This is a genomic window from Psychrobacillus soli, from assembly GCF_006861775.1.
Classification (GTDB): Bacteria; Bacillota; Bacilli; order Bacillales_A; family Planococcaceae; genus Psychrobacillus; species Psychrobacillus soli.
The window spans coordinates 1-18,848 of sequence record NZ_VDGG01000066.1; the positions used below are offsets into that span (position 1 = coordinate 1).

The 18,848-nt window shown below is 36.2% G+C and carries 13 protein-coding genes and 1 pseudogene; 8 read left to right on the forward strand and 6 right to left on the reverse strand.

The features are described 5' to 3' along the window. The first annotated feature begins 116 nt into the window (after positions 1-116). Positions 117-1,577: an IS1182 family transposase gene (locus tag FG383_RS19315; RefSeq protein ID WP_142609121.1), complete on the forward strand. Its 1,461-nt coding sequence runs from the start codon at positions 117-119 to the stop codon at positions 1,575-1,577. Positions 1,578-1,953: 376 nt separating this feature from the next. On the opposite strand, the gene FG383_RS19320 is transcribed toward FG383_RS19315, so the two are convergent. Beyond that, complete coding sequence (locus FG383_RS19320) at positions 1,954-2,316, reverse strand: winged helix-turn-helix transcriptional regulator (RefSeq protein WP_142609123.1); 363 nt, start codon at positions 2,314-2,316, stop codon at positions 1,954-1,956. Positions 2,317-2,442: 126 nt separating this feature from the next. On the opposite strand from FG383_RS19320, the gene FG383_RS19325 reads away from it, so the two are divergent. From FG383_RS19325 to FG383_RS19340, 4 genes are all read left to right on the forward strand, one after another. Next, positions 2,443-3,558: an S-(hydroxymethyl)glutathione dehydrogenase/class III alcohol dehydrogenase gene (locus FG383_RS19325; RefSeq protein ID WP_142609124.1), complete on the forward strand. Its 1,116-nt coding sequence runs from the start codon at positions 2,443-2,445 to the stop codon at positions 3,556-3,558. 4 nt (positions 3,559-3,562) lie between these two features. Next, on the forward strand, positions 3,563-4,396 hold the full coding sequence (gene fghA / locus FG383_RS19330) for an S-formylglutathione hydrolase (protein WP_142609126.1): 834 nt from the start codon (positions 3,563-3,565) through the stop codon (positions 4,394-4,396). 138 nt (positions 4,397-4,534) lie between these two features. Next, complete coding sequence (gshAB, locus tag FG383_RS19335) at positions 4,535-6,814, forward strand: bifunctional glutamate--cysteine ligase GshA/glutathione synthetase GshB (RefSeq protein ID WP_142609128.1); 2,280 nt, start codon at positions 4,535-4,537, stop codon at positions 6,812-6,814. Positions 6,815-7,179: 365 nt separating this feature from the next. After that, positions 7,180-7,530, forward strand: a complete 351-nt coding sequence (locus FG383_RS19340) for a DUF6568 family protein (protein ID WP_142609130.1) — start codon at positions 7,180-7,182, stop codon at positions 7,528-7,530. A gap of 164 nt (positions 7,531-7,694) precedes the next feature. On the opposite strand, the pseudogene FG383_RS21410 reads toward FG383_RS19340, so the two are convergent. Continuing rightward, positions 7,695-7,865: pseudogene (locus tag FG383_RS21410) on the reverse strand (IS3 family transposase); the annotation flags it as partial. Positions 7,866-9,053: 1,188 nt separating this feature from the next. Between FG383_RS21410 and FG383_RS19350 the strand changes: the two are divergent. Together FG383_RS19350 and FG383_RS19355 are read left to right on the forward strand one after the other, a co-directional pair. After that, positions 9,054-12,653 (forward strand): dynamin family protein, encoded by a 3,600-nt coding sequence (locus FG383_RS19350; protein WP_142609132.1) that lies wholly within the window; start codon positions 9,054-9,056, stop codon positions 12,651-12,653. A gap of 13 nt (positions 12,654-12,666) precedes the next feature. Continuing rightward, positions 12,667-13,479 (forward strand): sulfurtransferase, encoded by an 813-nt coding sequence (locus FG383_RS19355; protein WP_142609134.1) that lies wholly within the window; start codon positions 12,667-12,669, stop codon positions 13,477-13,479. 60 nt (positions 13,480-13,539) lie between these two features. Here FG383_RS19355 and FG383_RS19360 read toward each other — a convergent pair whose 3' ends face one another. Continuing rightward, entirely contained in the window at positions 13,540-13,899 is a 360-nt protein-coding gene (locus FG383_RS19360; protein ID WP_142609136.1) for a hypothetical protein, read from the reverse strand. A 244-nt stretch (positions 13,900-14,143) separates the two neighbouring features. On the opposite strand from FG383_RS19360, the gene rlmN reads away from it, so the two are divergent. Beyond that, on the forward strand, positions 14,144-15,211 hold the full coding sequence (gene rlmN, locus FG383_RS19365) for a dual-specificity RNA methyltransferase RlmN (protein WP_142609138.1): 1,068 nt from the start codon (positions 14,144-14,146) through the stop codon (positions 15,209-15,211). Positions 15,212-15,225: 14 nt separating this feature from the next. Here rlmN and ytzI read toward each other — a convergent pair whose 3' ends face one another. From ytzI to FG383_RS19380, 3 genes are all read right to left on the reverse strand, one after another. After that, complete coding sequence (ytzI, locus tag FG383_RS19370; protein ID WP_142609140.1) at positions 15,226-15,378, reverse strand: YtzI protein; 153 nt, start codon at positions 15,376-15,378, stop codon at positions 15,226-15,228. A gap of 34 nt (positions 15,379-15,412) precedes the next feature. Next, a complete protein-coding gene (locus FG383_RS19375) occupies positions 15,413-17,173 on the reverse strand; it encodes an EAL domain-containing protein (RefSeq protein ID WP_142609141.1) in 1,761 nt (586 codons plus the stop codon). A 281-nt stretch (positions 17,174-17,454) separates the two neighbouring features. Then, a protein-coding gene (locus FG383_RS19380; protein WP_142609142.1) for an IS3 family transposase occupies positions 17,455-18,803 on the reverse strand; the annotation gives its coding sequence in 2 pieces (ribosomal slippage) (positions 17,455-18,359 and positions 18,359-18,803; 1,350 coding nt in all). Positions 18,804-18,848 lie beyond the last annotated feature (45 nt).

Consider the following 18,848-nt stretch of genomic DNA (forward strand, 5'->3'; position numbering starts at 1 on the left):
GAGGGCACTGAAAAAGTCCAGATAATTTAACTTAGCGAGGTATTCGACGATTCAATCGTCGAATACCTCGCTTTGTTCATTTATAATAGAATTATTAAATGCAGGTGGTGTTCCAGATGATTTCAAACCAAGAAACGCTCAGCTTAAGTCCTTTCCTGGCGATTTACGATATTGTCGTCCCAAAAGATAATATGCTTCGTCAAATAAATGAGCTAGTCGATTTTACATTCATATTAGAAGAATTGAAAACAAAATACTGTTTAGACAATGGACGTAATGCAATTCCTCCGATTCGTATGTTTAAGTATTTATTGTTAAAGTCCATTTTTGATGTATCAGATGTAGACATAGTGGAACGTTCAAAATACGATATGTCCTTTAAATACTTCTTAGATATGGCACCAGAAGACCCAGTTATCGATCCAAGTTCACTCACAAAATTCCGCAGGCTTCGTCTTAAAGACGTAAGCTTATTAGACTTGCTGATTGGGAAGACAGTAAAAATCGCGCTTGAAAAGAAAATCATCAAAAGTAAAACCATTATTGTGGATGCCACTCACACCAAAGCACGTTATAATCAAAAATCACCGAAAGAGTTTTTACAAGAGAAATCCAAAATTGTTCGAAAAGCCGTTTATCAATTTGATGAAGCAATGAAAGAGAAATTCCCACCGAAAACCACTACTAACGAAGTAATAGATGAAGTTGCTTACTGTGAAGCAGTTATCGCAGTCATCGAAAACGAACCAAAAATCGCCCATATTCCCGCTGTAAAAGAAAAACTAAATGTTTTAAAAGAGGTTGTGGAAGATTATCATGAGCGGCTTCACTACTCGGCAGATGATGATGCACGTGTTGGCCATAAAACTGCAGATTCTTCTTTCTTCGGATACAAAACAAATATCGCCATGAGCGACGAACGAATCATTACCGCTGCGATTGTGACAACAGGGGAAAAAAGCGATGGGAAATATCTTCAAGAATTGATTGAAAAAAGTATACAGACAGGTATGGAAATTGATACGGTAATTGGGGACGCAGCTTACTCTGAAAAGGCAAATATTGAATACACGAAAGAAAACGGAATGGCGCTCGTCGCAAAGTTGAATCCAATTCTTACGCAAGGTCCACGAAAAGAAGAAGATAAGTTTGAGTTTAATAAAGATGCGGGTATGTTTGTTTGTAAAGCAGGTCACTTGGCTACTCGAAAAGGACGCACTGGTAAAAAAGGAACGAACAATAATCAAAAACAGACGTATTATTTTGATATCGAAAAATGTAAAGTCTGCCCGATGCGAGAGGGATGTTATAAAGAAGGTGCAAAAAGTAAAACTTACTCTGTGACGATTAAATCAACAGTACACAGCGAACAAGAGGTATTTCAACAGACAACTGAATTTAAAGAAATCGCCAAATCACGCTATAAAATTGAAGCGAAGAATAGCGAATTAAAGCATGTACACGGGTATGATACAGCATCATCTGCGGGTCTATTTGGCATGGAAATACAAGGTGCCACAGCGATGTTTGCGGTCAATCTCAAGCGAATACTCACATTGTTAAAAGAAAAAGAATAGAAAAAATTAAAGAAACAGGCAACTTCTTGTTCAAAATCGAACAAGAAGTTGCCTGTTTTTGTTTGAAAAAACGATATGAATTTAAAAACGTAAGTTTTTCAGTGCCCTCGCACAATATAGACATCATCTTCAAGTTGCCTAAGGGCTTTTTAAAAATGTCCTTTACAAAGGGTACATTTTAAAGTGTTTCTTGGCTTTTTGAATGTTTCCAACTCATCATTAAAAAATCTTTTCCCTTTTTGTGTGTCTAGCGAATACATGAGAGATTAGAGTACTATTATTCGATTCCTTCCTGTGTATATCCTCTTGCAAATTTGGGTAAAATATAATAGTAAATTGTATGCGGATTGTTTACTAGTTAATCGACTTAAAAATTTTATTCAACTGATGTTTCATTGGGATTTTCCTCCAAAAATGTTCTAAAATTATCTCCCCAATCACAAATGGAAGTTACCACGGGTTCTAGAAGTAAACCAATTTCACTTAGTTCATACTCCACTTTAGGAGGTACAACCGGGTATACACATCTAGTAATTATTTTATCATCTTCTAATTCCCTCAATTGTCTAATTAACATACGTTGATTGACATCTGGAAGGTATTTTTGTATTTCGCTTAACCTTAATGGGGTTTGTTGAAGTAAACACCATATAATTGCTATCTTCCAGCGTCCGCCTATCACTGATAAAGCCAAATCTTTGCTAGTAAAAAAATTTTTTTCTTTATATTCGATTTCCATTTATTATGTTCCCTTCTCTTTTATTATTTTGTTTATAGTGACAAAAACGTCAGTATTGTTCAACTGATTATAATATGTAATTATGGGAAATGTAAATTAGAAATTAAAAAGAAAGAAGGCATTCATTTGAAAAGTAGAGCTGCTGTGGCATTTAAACCGGGAGAGCCACTTCAAATTGTAGAAATAGATGTTGAAGAACCAAAGGCAAAAGAGGTATTAGTAAAAATTCTGTATACTTCAGTCTGTCATACAGATGCTTTTACATTATCAGGTGATGATCCAGAAGGCGTATTTCCTGCTGTACTAGGGCATGAAGGTGCTGGTGTAGTCGTTGCTGTAGGTGATGAAGTTACTTTAGTAAAACCAGGGGACCATGTTATTCCACTATACACGGCTGAATGTGGAGAATGTAAATTCTGTCGTTCTGGTAAAACAAACTTATGTAGTGCCGTACGAGAAACTCAAGGCAAAGGTTTAATGCCTGACGGTACAACTCGTTTCTCTTATAATGGTGAACCTATTTATCATTACATGGGAACAAGCACATTCAGTGAATATACAGTCGTTCCTGAAATCTCTTTAGCAAAAATTGACAAAGAAGCGCCGCTTGATAAAGTTGGTCTATTTGGATGCGGTGTGACTACAGGTATTGGCGCAGTACACAACACAGCAAAAGTAGAAGAAGGAGCTGTGACAGCCGTATTTGGTTTAGGAGCCATTGGATTAGCCGCTATTCAAGGATTGGTTCAAGCAAAAGCAAGCCGAATTATTGCAATAGACTTAAATGAGGATAAGTATGAATTAGCTAAAAAAATGGGAGCAACCGATTTTTTAAATCCTGCTAAATTTGATAAACCAATCCAAGAAGTCATTGTTGAAATGACGGATGGAGGAGTAGATTATAGCTTCGAGTGTATTGGAAACGTTGAAGTAATGAGGTCTGCTCTTGAATGTTGTCATAAAGGTTGGGGTGAAAGTGTTATTATCGGTGTAGCAGGCGCAGGTAAAGAGATTCATACTCGTCCATTCCAATTAGTAACAGGGCGAGTATGGCGAGGATCAGCTTTTGGCGGTGTGAAAGGAAGAACGCAGCTTCCAGGAATGGTTGAAGATTATATGAATGGTGAAATCGATATCGATTCGTTTATCACTCACCACTTAAACTTTACAGACATCAATGAGGCATTTGATTTGCTTCATAAGGGTGAGTCAATCCGTACGATGTTAACATATGGAGAGTGAGAAAGTGAGTCTTAAACTTATTGAAAAACATCGCTCTTTCGGCGGAGAGCAATATAAGTACCGCCATTATTCAAAAAGTTTACAATGTGATATGACATTTAGTATCTACTTACCATCAAATAAAGAAGAGAAAAAAATCCCCCTTATTTGGTGGCTATCTGGCTTAACTTGTACAGATGATAATTTTAGTCAAAAAAGTGGATTTCAAAGATTAGCTGAAAAATATCAAGTGGCAGTCATTATTCCGGATACTTCACCACGTGGGGAAAATGTTGCTGATGATGAAGGATGGGACCTTGGACAAGGTGCAGGTTTCTATTTAAATGCGACACAAGATCCATGGGCAAAGCACTATAACATGTATACGTATATAGTAGATGAATTAACAGCCACTGCGACAACTTTAGTACCTCATTTTTCAGGTGAGCAAAGTATAATGGGTCACTCCATGGGGGGGCATGGCGCTTTAGTGATTGGTATGAAAAATGCTGCCAGATTTAAAGCGATTTCTGCCTTTTCTCCTATTTCAAGTCCAAGTCAAGTCCTATGGGGAATAAAAGCGTTCTCAACTTATTTAGGTGAAGATAAAACTTCCTGGAAAGAATGGGATGCTTCAGAACTGGTCAAAGAAGCTGGCATGCCGCCTATTCTCATTACGCAAGGAACGCAAGATGAGTTTTATCCAAAACAATTAGACGAAATTACTTTCTTAAAGAATGCTCGGGAAAATAATCAAGTAGTACATTACAAGAAAGCGGAAGGTTATGATCATAGCTATTTCTTTATTGCTACTTTTTTAGAGGAGCATTTCGCTTTCCATATGGAGTACTTAAAATAATTCCTTTTTACGAGAATATCCACATTGTAGCTACATGTGGATATTCTCGATTACTGCATTTTGTCGTGTATTCCAGTTAACTAACTAAAAAATAAGAAATAGTCTGAAGGGGTGAGCTAATTGGGGGATATTGTTAAAATGGAATATAAAAAAATGTTAGTTAATGACCGTGTTAAACCATATTTATTAAAAGCTCGTTATGGGATTGAAAAAGAAAGTAAACGAGTTGACTTATCCGGAAATTTAGCTAAAACGGATCATCCTAAAAGTATTTCGCAACAAGATGATCATCCGTATATTCAGCGGGATTTTTCAGAATTACAGATGGAATTAATCACACCTGTTACTGAGACATTAGAGGAACTTTTTAATTACTTAGCTGCGATCCATGATGTTGCTTATCGTTCTATGGGTGAGAATGAAATGCTTTGGCCATTAAGCATGCCGCCACAGTTACCAGAAAAAGACGAAGATATTGTGATTGCGAAATTGAAAAGTGCTGAAAATGTTCGATATCGTCAATCTTTATCGAATTCTTATGGCCGTCGTAAACAAATGCTTTGTGGTGTTCATTTTAACTTTGAATTTGGCGATGAGTTAATTCAAGCGTTATTTAACGCACAATCGGAAATTAAAGATTATCAGCATTTTAAAACAGAGATTTATCTTAAAGCCACAAGAAACTATTTACACTATCGATGGTTAGTCACTTATTTTTATGGAGCTTCTCCTAGTAGTGAAAAGAATTTTTTTGAAGAAGATTCGTTGAATGAGGTAGTAAGAAGCATTAGAAGCAGTAAATATGGTTATACGAATTCGGATGATGTTCAAGTGTCATATAGCAGTATACAGAACTATGTATCAGATCTTTCTTTGATGGTAAAAAGAGGGCTTCTATCAGCAGAAAGAGAATTTTATTCACCTGTCCGTTTAAGAGGCGGACATCATGTTTCAGAGCTAGAGGATCACGGTATTAGTTATATTGAATTGCGAAATATAGATTTAAATCCTTTTGAAACGTGTGGCATTAGCTATAAACAAGCAGAATTTCTCCATCTTTTCTTAATTTATTTACTATGGAAAGATGAAGGGAGAAATTGTGATGAGTGGGTAAAAATGGGTGAATTTTACAATGATATAGTGGCTCTTGAGCACCCATTAGAGCATACACAATTTGAAATAGAAGCTAAAAGTATGATTGATGAGATGGAACATTTAGCAGCAATTTTAAATTTGACTATTTCAGATACGTTATTTGTTCATCTGAGAGAAATGCTAATGGACCCGAGCAAGACTTTAGCTGGAAGACTTTATAAAGAAAGTGAAAAAAGCAGTCAAGGTCAAGTGGCTACGTCGATTGCTAAAGAAAATTATAAAAAATCATGGGATAAGCCATATCAATTAACAGGATTTACTGACATGGAGTTGTCCACTCAGATTTTAATGTTTGATGCGATTCAACAAGGAATCCAAGTAGAAATCTTGGATCGACAAGATCAATTTTTGAAACTTCAATTTAAAGATCATGTTGAATATGTGAAAAATGGGAATATGACAAGTAAAGATACTTATGTATCCACTTTAATTATGGAAAATAAAACAGTAACAAAGAAAATTCTTCAACAACATGGATTCCGTGTGCCGAAAGGTGAGGAATTTAATGACATAGAACAAGCTTTACGTTCCTATGATATATTTTCCACCAAATCTTTTGTTGTGAAGCCGAAAACAACAAACTATGGATTAGGAATATCTATCTTCAAAGAAGGCGCAAATTACGAAGATTATCAAAAAGCCATTACACTAGCATTTAAAGAAGACTCTTCCATATTAGTAGAAGAATTTCTTTATGGAACAGAATATCGATTTTTTGTATTAAATGATCGAGTTTATGCTGTTTTATTAAGAGTTCCTGCGAATGTTAAAGGTGACGGTAAACATACAATCGAAGAGTTAGTCATTCAAAAGAATCGTGGCCCGTTAAGAGGAAGAGACCATCGGACACCTTTAGAAAGTATCCAGTTAGGTGAATTGGAGAAGCTTATGCTTAAAGCTCAAGGATATCAAGTCGATTCGATTCCTAAAAAGGATGAAATCATCTTTCTACGTGAAAACTCCAATATTAGTACAGGTGGAGACTCGATTGATGTGACAGATCAAATTCCTGATGATTATAAAAAAATAGCAGTGGATGCAGTAGCTGCACTTGGAGCTAAAATTTGTGGTATTGATTTGATTATTGAAAATACAGAAGTTCCTGCAGATAATAAAAATGCTTACGGAATTATTGAAGCCAACTTTAATCCATCCATGTATATGCATATTTATCCATATAAAGGGGAATCTCGACGTTTAACTATGCATATCATACATTATTTATTCCCTGAACTATTACAAAGTCAGGAATCAATAAATTAGGGATACCACTAGCAAAACTTGGATTTACAACGGTAAGCTGTTGAATGACAATAAAGTTATTTACTGTTCTAATCTCAAACAAATACCCAGTCCCTACACTGGGCGGGGTGTTTTGTTTGAATATTGTGTATAATGTTTTTTGACACTTAAAAATATAAATATAAAATCGTTTGAATCTATATATTTCTTTACAATAAGCGAAAGGATTTATGTTTTTACATTTCAGTCTCGTAATATTTTGATTGAGATTTAATTTTTGACATCTATTTTCGATAAGGTTCGACATTCAAACATGTAAGTGTAATTTATTTGAGGAATTACACACTGTTATATGGATAATGACATTAGGGAAAGGAGATTGAGCGATGATTACTACTTATGAAGAAATTGTAGCTGGTTTTAAAAAAATTGATTCGGTAAAAGCACAGGAATTGGTAAAAGGGGAAGGCGAAGCTGTTATCTATATTGGCAAAGCTGTATGTCCTTATTGTCAAATATTCATTAAAAAACTAAAAAAAGTTGCTGAAGAAACTGATACTCATATCTATTATGTCAATAGTGTGGAAGAATCTGATATGGAAAGTATTACGACCTTTCGTAACGAATACGACATACCAACGGTTCCTGGTTTCATCTATACTAATGGTCACACAGTAAATGTGAAATGTGATTCATCCATGCCAGAAGAAGAAATCAAAGCTTTTATGAATAAATAATTCAATTTCAGAGCGATAAGTGTCTGCCAACATTCTGCTGGGGAATTTTGGTCACCAAGGCATATATTGATTTGAAGATATAATAAGATAAATAGTGTTATTCAATTAAACCAGCTAATAGAAGCTGCTAGTTGGCTAGCTTGAGTTCGGTATTGCACTGGACTTTAGCCAGCCAATTTTTGCTTAATACGCTTGTTGTTATAGTAATTGATGTATGCCTCAATTTTTCTTTTCAATTAATCATATGACACTAAATCTTCCCTATAATACATTTCTTGTTTTAGAAGCCCAAAGAAATTTTCCATCATCGCATTATCGGCGCAAGTTGCTTTTCGGACATACTCTGAAAAATTTTATTTTGCTTCAATGTCTTGACCCATAGTTTTTAAATTTGATAATGATACGTCGCTTCTGGAATACCTACCGCTTCCAGTACATCTTTTAATCGATATCCTTCTTCTTTGAGCTCGAATGCCAACGCTGCTTATGCTTTTCGAGGTAGGCACTCGGATTTTCCTGAAAAGCCTTTAACTTTTTAAAATAGGCAATCTCTAAACATAACAGTCCATTTTCACGTTCTAATTGTTCTTCACGTGATAACTTTTTCTTGCTTGACTGTTTTAGTTTTTTTAGACATAGGAAGAAGTCCCTTCGTTTTTCTTTCAGGCCGCCTTTATTGGTCTTTATCTCAAAATGCTTATAATGGTTTGAGCTCGCATTATCAAAACATTGCTCATAGATTTCTCGCAGCTGCTGATGTGTGGTCCAGTGTTTTTCTTAGCTCCTGTTCTTTACGTTGTGTAGCACACTAGTTCATCGTTTTGGCGATTATCTTCTCTTCACGGATTTCATCCTCCATAAATGTTTACGGTAAAGTATCTTCACTATTGTTACCTGGAGAAGAATGTCAATTTATAAGAACGCGACATAACAGCCGTTACTCGCAAAGTTGAAGTGCATATGCGTAACGTTCGCCTTGAAATTCGCAACATCATATCCATTTGCGCAACGTTTTAAACAGAATGTGTCACAGTCATTGTCATCTCACTCCAAGTAAAATTGCTATTGTAGGAATTGGTTGCTTTCACTGATCGATTGGTTGCTCTAATCCATTTACTGGATGCACACATCGAAAAAACTGCAATAAATTTTGTTTATAGCGAATCGATACTGAGTAAGTAAGCAATTTTCATTTAATTTCGCTACAGTCGAACGCTCACCCCACGGAAAGCGTCCGTCCTGCAGCGAAAATCCCAGCGGATACTTTATTCAACTCACTAAGACGCACTATCTTTATCATGTACGTCATGCCATTCATCGTTTCCATTTACTATATTGGGGCAGAGATAGGTGTTTGCGCTTTTATTATTCTGCTTCCCTCTCTTTTTGTATAAAAAATCTCCTCACTATTTAAAATACTTATCGAGAGAATCTTATTTGTCCGTTCAAATAGGGTCTTTTTTTGATCATTTTCTGCTATTATTAAACTACATTGTCGAAATATAAAGGAGTAGTTTTTTCAAATGGTCCATTCAGCAGATTTACATAACATAAAAGAACAAAACGCTTTACTTGCTACATTATTTCACGAGCATCAAGATGAAGAACGATATGCGAAGGCAAAATTGTTTGCACAGAAATTAGAACAAGGCACATTTACGATTGCATTTGCGGGGCATTTCTCTGCAGGGAAATCGAGTATGATCAATGCGCTAGTAGAAGAACAGCTGTTACCAACAAGCCCAATACCTACTTCTGCCAATATCGTAACCGTTCAAAAAACAGAGGAAAACTATGCGCTTGTTCATTTTGTCGACCAAGCACCTGTCAAATTTTCAGGTGAGTATGATATTGGATTAGTTAAAAAGTATTCCAAAGATGGCAGTCAAGTTTCTCAAATTGAAATTGGCCACGAATCATCTGGATTACCTGCAGGCATTAGTGTGATGGATACACCTGGAGTGGATTCGACAGATGATGCGCACCGAGTTTCAACAGAATCAGCACTCCATTTAGCAGATATTGTGTTTTACGTAATGGATTATAATCATGTCCAGTCTGAACTTAATTTCCAGTTTACGAAGCAATTACTTCATTATAATGAAAATGTTTATCTGATTGTTAACCAAGTCGATAAACATCGAGAAGAAGAACTATCCTTTGAGGCATTTAAACAATCCGTGGCTAATGCTTTTCTGGCATGGTCAGTGGAGCCAAAAGATATCTTTTTCACTTCATTAAAAGATAAAACGTTCGTACATAATGATTTTCCGAAAGTGCAACAAATTGTCCATCATTCCATCGATCATAAAGAAGAACTATTTATCACTTCTGCGAAAGCGACGATTGAGAAACTAGAAGATGAGCATATGCAATTTCTTGAAGACGAAAAAGAAACATGTTTCGAAACATTCGAAGAAGAGCTGACAAAGGAAGAATGGGAAAATAAAGAAGAGTTAAAGAAGCAACTAGAGCTATCCGAGACACATGTAAAATTGCAAGATGCAAGTCTTTGGAAAACAGAATTCGAAGAGGGACGAAAATCCATTTTACAAAATGCATCTGTTATGCCTTATGAGATGAGAGATGCGCTAAAAACATATGCTGAAGCAATGCAAAGCTCATTTAAAGTCGGCTTTTTAAATAGTAAAAAGAAAACCGAAGAAGAAAGAGCCAATCGATTGCAGTTAGCCAATGAATTATTAGAAAAAATTGTAGAGACGAACATTACTGCACATATAAAACAATTAATGAAACATATGCTTAAAAATGTATCATTACTTTCAGATGAACGAGCACTTGAAATAGAACAAATAGATTTTAAGTTACCAGTATCTATTTTAAAAGCGACACTTCATGAAGGTGCTAACACTACTGGAGATGCCATATTACATTATGCAAACCGGGTGCAAGAGGCGATTAATCGCTTTTACATGCGAGAAACAGATGGATGGAAAGATACAATAGCAACACAAATAAATGAACATCCAATGGAAGAAAATGAAAAAGTGGAGCAAAAGATTCTTCAATTGAATAAAAAACTGCTTGCTATTCATACGATTGAAGAAATGGAAGAAAAAATGCAAGCCTTTACAAAGGAAGTCAAAACACCATCACTTGCTATTCGAAAAGAGCGAGACAACCTATTAATCGAATGGGAAAAAGAACGAAATGCGTTTGAAAATGCTATCACCGAATATGATGCAACGGAGCTAGACACAGAAGAAAAGGCCGTACAAATAATAGAAGAAGAAAAACAGCAAGAAGTAGAGGAAGTAGAAATTTCGCCGGAAAGGGTACTTGCAAGAGCGAATAAAGTGGCAGAAGCGATCGAGCAACTTCCTGCTTTTAAAGAAGCTGCAAGTTATTTAAAAAGAAAAGCAAGTAGAGTGGAACATCAACAGTTTACAATTGCGTTATTTGGAGCATTTAGTGCTGGGAAATCGAGTTTTTCAAATGCATTAATGGGGGAACTCGTGTTACCGGTATCTCCAAATCCAACAACTGCTACGATAAATAAAATTCACCCTATGTCCGAAGATCATCCGCATAATACAGCAGATGTTACGCTAAAAACAAAACAGCAGCTATTAGAAGATGTCCAATTTGCGTATAGTATGCTTGGAGTGACTGTTTCTTCTTTGAAGGAGGCATTCGAAAAAGCACCTGGAGTTATCGAACAATCGGTAACGGAAGAGGTGCATAAATCGTTCATTGTCGCTTTTCATACAGGATATGCCCAATATGAAGCGAATCTTGGACAAACTTTACGCGTAGATGCCGAAGAGTTCCGCCTTTTTGTTGCGGAAGAATCACGTAGCTGTTTTGTAGATTTTATTGATTTTTATTACGATTGTGCGCTAACAAGACTAGGCGTGACATTAGTTGATACACCAGGAGCAGATTCTATTAATGCACGTCATACAGGTGTTGCATTTGACTATATTCGCAATGCAGATGCGGTTTTATTCGTAACGTATTTCAATCACGCATTTGCAAAAGCCGACCGTGAATTTTTAATCCAGCTTGGCCGAGTGAAAGATTCCTTTGAGCTGGATAAAATGTTCTTCGTCGTCAATGCGATCGATCTTGCTGCAAATGAGGAAGAAGAGGCACTTGTCAAAAATTATGTGCAAGGGGAGCTTCAACGATTCGGAATTAGATTCCCTCGTGTATTCGGCGTTTCTAGTTTGCAAGCATTACATGAAAAACAAACAAATACTCCTTTACATGAAGGTATGTTCCAGTTTCAAGAATCCTTTTATCAATTTCTAGAACATGATTTAAAACGAATGTCTGTTAATTCATTAGAAGAAGAGACAATACGTCAACAAGTGAAACTACATCAGATGATTGAACAAACAGAAACGAACTTAGCTAGAAAAGATGAAAGGCTAGGAGAATTACGTTCATTAGAACAAAATATTCGTAAGCGTTACACCAATTCGAAAGGGTCATTCATTGCAAAAGAAGCGAAGCAGGAGCTGGAAACATTGCTTTACTATTTGCTACAACGAGTCTATTATCGTTTCAATGAATTTTTTAAAGAAGCGTATAATCCGTCTTTATTTTCAAATCGTGCAGCAAATATCGCTTTAGAAATCGCATTAAAAGATATATTGAACATGTTGCGTTTTGATATCGAACAAGAGTTACGTGTAACGAACTTCCGTTTATTGCAATTCATTCAAAAACAGCTGACAGAGCTAGAAAAAGAGGAAATGCGCGTATTGAAAGACTGGAACGAAAGCTTTACTTACACACCGCATGAATTCGAGAATCATGATTTACTAGACTTTGAAGGGCCATTTGGACAAACTCAAAAATATGAACAAGTAAAATCCTTCTATAAAAACAATAAATCCTTTTTCGAGAAAAATGATAAAGAAAAATTGCGAGACTCGCTTTCGGAACAAACGAAAGTAGAGGCGGAAAGCTATTTGAACGAGCAACAAACAAGGCTTTTTCAATGGGCGGAGCAATATGCGGATATGGAAGCCGAAGCAGTTCGTTTGAAATGGCTAAACGATTCGATTAGTCAACTAGATGCAGAGCGTGCACTATTAGAACAAGAAGAAATGTTAGCGAAGTGGAAAGAACTATATATCATCATTTCAAACTAAAGGGGCGAACAATATGACAAACGTGTTTATTAATTGGGAAAAAGTACAGCCGGAACTAGTACGTTTCATTGATGCTCGATTCGATTTAAGTAATCCTGCGTCGGGGAGTGAAATGTATGAGGCAGGTCATTTAGAAGGAGCGATCTATTGGGATCTGGAACAAGATTTATCGGATATGACCAGTGTAAAGGGGCGTCATCCGATGATTTCAAAGGAACAGATGACGAAGCTTTGCAGACAAGCAGGACTTCAACTGGAGGACGCTATTGTCATTTATGATCAAGGAGCTTCTCCTTTTGCGCTAAGAGCTTATTTTTTATTGGAATGGGCTGGATTTACGAATGTTCATGTATTACGTGAAGGGTATGAAGCGATAAAAGGATTATTCCGAATTTCCCAGGAAGAACCTGTGATCCCTGTTTCCGATATAGTACCAAATTGGAAAGATGCTATTTATTTGGATATGGAAGATGTGAAGAAAGTAGTAGCAGGGGAGTCGGCGGGGCAGCTTGTAGATGCTCGCGCAGCATTTCGTTTTAAAGGAGAAAGTGAACCGATAGATCCTGTTGCCGGGCATATTCCGACTGCGGTTAACTTTGATTGGGAGCAGTTGAAGCAAGACGGTCAATTTTTAGAGAAAGAAATGCTTGCAAAACAGTTAGAACATGTAACCGATCAAAACAAGCCAGTCATCGCATACTGTGGTAGCGGTGTTACTGCAGCTCCACTATATGCAAGCTTAAAAGAAGCGGGTTATTCGGATGTGAAATTATATGTAGGAAGTTATAGTGACTGGATCCGGGAAAATGAAGTAGAACAAGACTGATTTTTTAAAGCAACAGTGCCCATGTCTATCGTGATAGACATGGGCACTGTTGGCCTTTTCTTATTTTTGAAAAAGTAGTTTCTTGTTAATATATGCCCCGTTCTCATCTGCGATTATTTCCGCGTAAGGAAGTCCAAAAGCGGTGTAAGCAACAATAACAGAAGATAAAGGTTCCCCGTCGACTTTTTCAATCGATTCAATTTCATAGGAAACAATTAGTAGTTGGTCTACCGTGTTACTAATAGTAGCGGCAGTCGTTTCTAATGCATATGCTGCAAAATCCTTCGTCCTACCATCTTCAATATTCTGTATATTTGTTTCTAATAAATGAGAAGGTAGAAAAGCCAAAATGCCGACGATAAGCACAACTAACTTGAAAATACCTTTACGTACTTTATAAGAAATAATTCGTTTAGCCATTTAAAACATCCCCAATTCTTTTTTGCCTCGTTTCAACATGTATATCCAGCGGATTCTAACTCTTTTAATATACTATTCAAGCGAAATTAAAATTAATCCACAAATTCCCCATTTTATTGTTGGAAAGTTCCGTGAGTAAGCAAAACGATTTCTTTTTTCTTTTATTTCCGTTATAATAAGTTGTCGTATGTAAACAATTAGAGTATAATAGGCGAATTGTATACGGATGAAATGAGGGCTAATAATGAAAAAATCGATATATGGTCTTACAAGAGATCAGTTAATAGAATGGTTACTAGAGCACGGTCAAAAGAAATATCGTGCCGAACAAGTGTGGGACTGGTTATATATTAAACGAGTACAAAGCTTCGATGATATGAAAAACGTGAGTAAAGAATGTCTAGACATATTAAAAGAAAACTTTGTCATCCAAACGTTAAAAGAATCGGTTAAACAAGAATCTGCTGACGGCACGATTAAGTTTTTGTTCGAAATGCAAGACGGCAACTTAATCGAAACGGTACTTATGCGTTTTAAATACGGTTTATCGGTTTGTGTAACGACACAAGTAGGCTGTAATATTGGCTGCAGTTTCTGTGCAAGTGGTTTACTGAAGAAGAATCGTGATTTAGACGCAGGAGAAATTGTTGGTCAAATTATGAAAGTGCAAGAGCATTTAGATCAATTACAACAAGACGAACGTGTAAGTCATATCGTTGTGATGGGTATCGGTGAGCCATTTGATAACTATACAAACTTAATGAGCTTCCTACGTACAGTAAATGATCAAAAAGGACTTGCAATCGGTGCTCGTCATATTACTGTTTCGACAAGTGGCTTAGCGAAGAAAATTATTGATTTTGCAAATGAAAATATTCAAGTAAATCTTGCCGTATCTTTACACGCACCAAATGATGAACTTCGTACAAAAATCATGGTGATCAATAAAGCATTCCCAATTGAAAAAGTAATGGATGCAGTAGATTATTATTTAGAAAAAACAAATCGCCGTATTACATTTGAATACATTCTACTAAAAGACGTAAATGACCATGTAGAAGAAGCACAGCAACTAGCGAAGTTACTGGAAAATAAACGTCATTTATCGTATGTTAATTTAATTCCATACAATCCTGTAGATGAACATGGACAATATCAACGTAGCTCTGAAAAATCAATTAGTGCGTTTTTCCAAACACTGAAAAACAAAGGTATTAATTGTGGAGTCCGCATGGAACAAGGAACAGACATTGACGCAGCTTGTGGTCAATTACGAAGCAAGCAAATCAAAAAAGAAAAAGTGAAGAACTAAAAAAACGCATTCGCCTATTGGCGATGCGTTTTTTCTATAGAGTCGTTCTGTTCACTCGGGCGTTCGTCAATTGTATGCTTGTATGCATAGCCTTTATTAATCGTAAATATAGAAAGCACTAATACAATGATGAAAGTAATTGCTCCAATGATAAAAACGGTTGTCATACTATTCCCTCCGTACTAACTATGTATACCATTATCATAACATAGCGGGAACTTGTAATATATAGTAGCTACCTGGGATTTGTTTGCATTGTTTTTTGATTTGACTTGCGAGCTCAGATAGTTCGTATATCGATTGGCAGTTATTGTTTGATACTCCAGCAATAGAAATAGTGAGAAGTGGAAATGATTCTTCGATACCGTGACGGTTTTTTGAAATGATACATCCTTTTAGCAAATCTTGTGCATGATAGAAGTTTTCTACGGATGCATCGAATTGTTGAATAATTTCTTCGCAAAGTTGTTTGCTTTTGGATGTTCCGGCGATAATGATAAAATCATCTCCCCCAATATGACCTACGAACCCGTCGGAAGGGCAGCATTGTTCTATTATATCCGCTAAGTGCATGATGACTTTATCACCTTTTTCAAAACCATATACATCATTATAAGGTTTAAAATTATCAATATCGAAGTATAGTACGGTCATATCCATATCGGAGTCGATACAGCTTTGTAGCTGTTGCTCAATCATCAGATTACCTGGCAACTCCGATAACGGATTTAAATGCTTGGCATAATCGATTTGCAGTTGCATACTTTTTTCGAGAAGATCTTTTACTGTCACAACTCCAAAATACTGGTCATCCTTTGTAACGGTGATGAAATCATATAAGTGGAGCGGATCCCGTCTCATCGCAATTTTTGCCACTACATCTATCGCTGTTTCCGCGTCTACTTTCATATAGTTTCGACTCATGATGGTGGAGATTGGTTTTTTATTATACAAACTATATCCATATGGTCCACTAAACTTTAAATGTAGTTTATTTCTTGTAATGACGCCGATTAATTTATTGCCATCTTGTATGCAAAATCCAGGGAGTGCATCGTTTGACTCCATTAAATTGCTTACTTTGGAAATAAGCATCTGACTAGAAATGGTGTTCAGAGGAGTTGCTATTTGTTCGATGGAAGTATCGGTTAATCGGTTCCTACTTACACGATTTTTTCTAGAAATTTCGGTTTTGATAATGGTTTTGACTTCCTCCCGAATGGGAAATAAGCGTGGATTCGGCTTTTGAATAAAATAACCTTGACCAAAATGGACGCCGAGTTCGATTAACGTACGAAGTTCCTCTTTCGTTTCGATTCCTTCTGCAATAATATGTATTTGTGAGTAATTTGCAAATTCACATAAACTGCTTACAAGCAATTGCTTCGTTCGGTCTTTATCAATATCGCGAATGAGTTTCATATCTAGTTTCATAAAATGAGGCCGCACATCCGTAATGACGTTTAAACCCGAATAACCAGCCCCTACGTCATCAACCGCAATTTGATAAAATTGGTTTTTATAATGTTCGATAGTATTAATAAAATCTTTTAAGTTGCTAATCGCTTCACGTTCCGTTATTTCAAAAACAATGCTATCTGTATCCATCTGAAACATGGACAAATATTCTTTCGTAAATCCTTGTTTAAATTTAGGATCGTTCATAATATTTGGATTCACGTTTAAAAAAAGTTTTCCCTCCGCTTTTAGATCAACCGCACATTTTAATGCATTGGCTCTACATAAATTTTCGAGTTCCCAAAGTTGTCCATTTTTCAACGCATAATCAAATAACATTTCGGGATTTTGCAATACAGTATTTGCCGGACCTCTCGATAATGCTTCATAACCGTAAATTTGACCACTATGTAACGAAACAATTGGTTGAAACACTGTTTGGATTGCTTTCTCTTTTAATATATACGAAAATAACTCTCCATAATCATGATCTTCAATTGCCATTTTACTAATTCCCCCTAAAATGAACAGTTAATGTTCAATCTATATTATAGTTTGAAAATATCTAGCTAGTGTAAATTGTATGTAAATTATCGATTACAGCAAAATGTTCAAAACACCGTAATTAGTTGTAGTACTATTACGATGTAGTTTAGGTATACTGCGTGGTAGTGACCGCTAGGATTTCCGCTGCAGTCGAACGCTTTTCGCCGGGTGAGCGATGAGCCATCCCCGCCGCTTAGGCGTCGTGTAGTGACCCCCAAAAGTTAGACATGATTTTTTAGTTAAGCGGCTTGCGCAAGATGAGTACGGTATTGTACAGGACTCATCTTGAATTTAGATTTCAACCTTTTATGGTTATAATAGTTTATATAATTTTGGAGTTCTTGTTTAAAATGGTCGACACTTTCAAATTCTTTTAAGTAGAGAAATTCTGATTTCAAAATCCCAAAGAAATTCTCCATGACTGAATTGTCGTAACAGTTTCCTTTGCGTGACATACTTTGAATAACCCCACGATTTTTAAGGGCATTTCGATACTGCTTCATTTGATAATGCCAACCTTGATCAGAGTGCATTAAAAGGGAATGATTTTCGGGTAAATATTCTAACGCTTTATCTAACATCTCTGAAACCAGTGAATAGGTTGGTCTAGAGCCGATTGTATACGTAATAATTTCGCTATTAAATAAATCTAATACTGGTGATAAATAGAGTTTTTCACCGAATAATTTAAACTCCGTAATATCAGTTACCCATTTCTCGTTTGGCTGTTCTGCTGTAAACTGACGATCTAGAATGTTCGGCGCAATTTTGCCAACGGTGCCTTTATAGGACTTGTATTTCTTCATACGGACAAGGCATTTTAACCCCAATTCTTTCATAATTCGTTGCACTTTTTTATGATTTACAACTTGTCCACGAATTGTTAATTCATCGCGAATACGACGGTATCCATAACGACCATCGTGTTCCTCGTAGATCTCTTTGATTTCAGCCTTTAGGTCGGCATCTGGATCCGGTTGATTCACTCGTTTGACTAAATCATAATACGTGCTACGTGGAATACCAGCGAGTTTCACCAATTCCATTACGGGAAATTCATGCCTTAGTTCATAGACTACTTGTGCTTTGTCTTGTTTAGTGGCGATTTTTCCTTGTTTTGAACTAAGGCATTCAACTTTTTTAAATAGGCAACTTCCATACGTAAGCGTTCAATTTCAGCAGCCATGTCATTCTTATCTTTTTCATTTGTATTCCTATTTTTTGGCATAGTAGTTGGACCTTCTTTCTTAGATACAAAGGCATCACTACCAGCTTTCTTAAACCTTTCCTCCCAACGTTGGACTGTGTACGGAGAGGTTAAATTAAAATGAACAGCAGTTTGAATGTATGAGGCGTTTGTTTCTGTACGATATTTTAGTACGTCTAGTTTAAACGCAGTCTCATAGAAAGTAAAACTTCTTTTCGGATTTAATGCTTCTTTTCCATGTCTTTGATATAGCGCTACCCACATAATCACTGATTTTGTGTCTACATTTGTTTGTTTGGCAACTTCGCGGTAAGAATAACGACCGGATAAATAGAGCAGAACAGCTTGATATTTTTCTTCTAAGCTAAATCGTTTTCTCATATTATGACATCCCATTCATGTGTCTAATAAATGGGGTGCAGTGCA

Excerpts from the sequence above, each read along its gene's own strand:
- FG383_RS19315 (WP_142609121.1), top strand. The coding sequence starts at position 117 with ATGATTTCAAACCAAGAAACGCTCAGCTTAAGTCCTTTCCTGGCGATT.
- FG383_RS19320 (WP_142609123.1), bottom strand. The coding sequence starts at position 2,316 with ATGGAAATCGAATATAAAGAAAAAAATTTTTTTACTAGCAAAGATTTG.
- gshAB (WP_142609128.1), top strand. The coding sequence starts at position 4,535 with ATGGAATATAAAAAAATGTTAGTTAATGACCGTGTTAAACCATATTTA.
- FG383_RS19340 (WP_142609130.1), top strand. The coding sequence starts at position 7,180 with ATGATTACTACTTATGAAGAAATTGTAGCTGGTTTTAAAAAAATTGAT.
- FG383_RS19350 (WP_142609132.1), top strand. The coding sequence starts at position 9,054 with ATGGTCCATTCAGCAGATTTACATAACATAAAAGAACAAAACGCTTTA.
- FG383_RS19355 (WP_142609134.1), top strand. The coding sequence starts at position 12,667 with ATGACAAACGTGTTTATTAATTGGGAAAAAGTACAGCCGGAACTAGTA.
- FG383_RS19360 (WP_142609136.1), bottom strand. The coding sequence starts at position 13,899 with ATGGCTAAACGAATTATTTCTTATAAAGTACGTAAAGGTATTTTCAAG.
- rlmN (WP_142609138.1), top strand. The coding sequence starts at position 14,144 with ATGAAAAAATCGATATATGGTCTTACAAGAGATCAGTTAATAGAATGG.
- ytzI (WP_142609140.1), bottom strand. The coding sequence starts at position 15,378 with ATGACAACCGTTTTTATCATTGGAGCAATTACTTTCATCATTGTATTA.
- FG383_RS19375 (WP_142609141.1), bottom strand. The coding sequence starts at position 17,173 with ATGGCAATTGAAGATCATGATTATGGAGAGTTATTTTCGTATATATTA.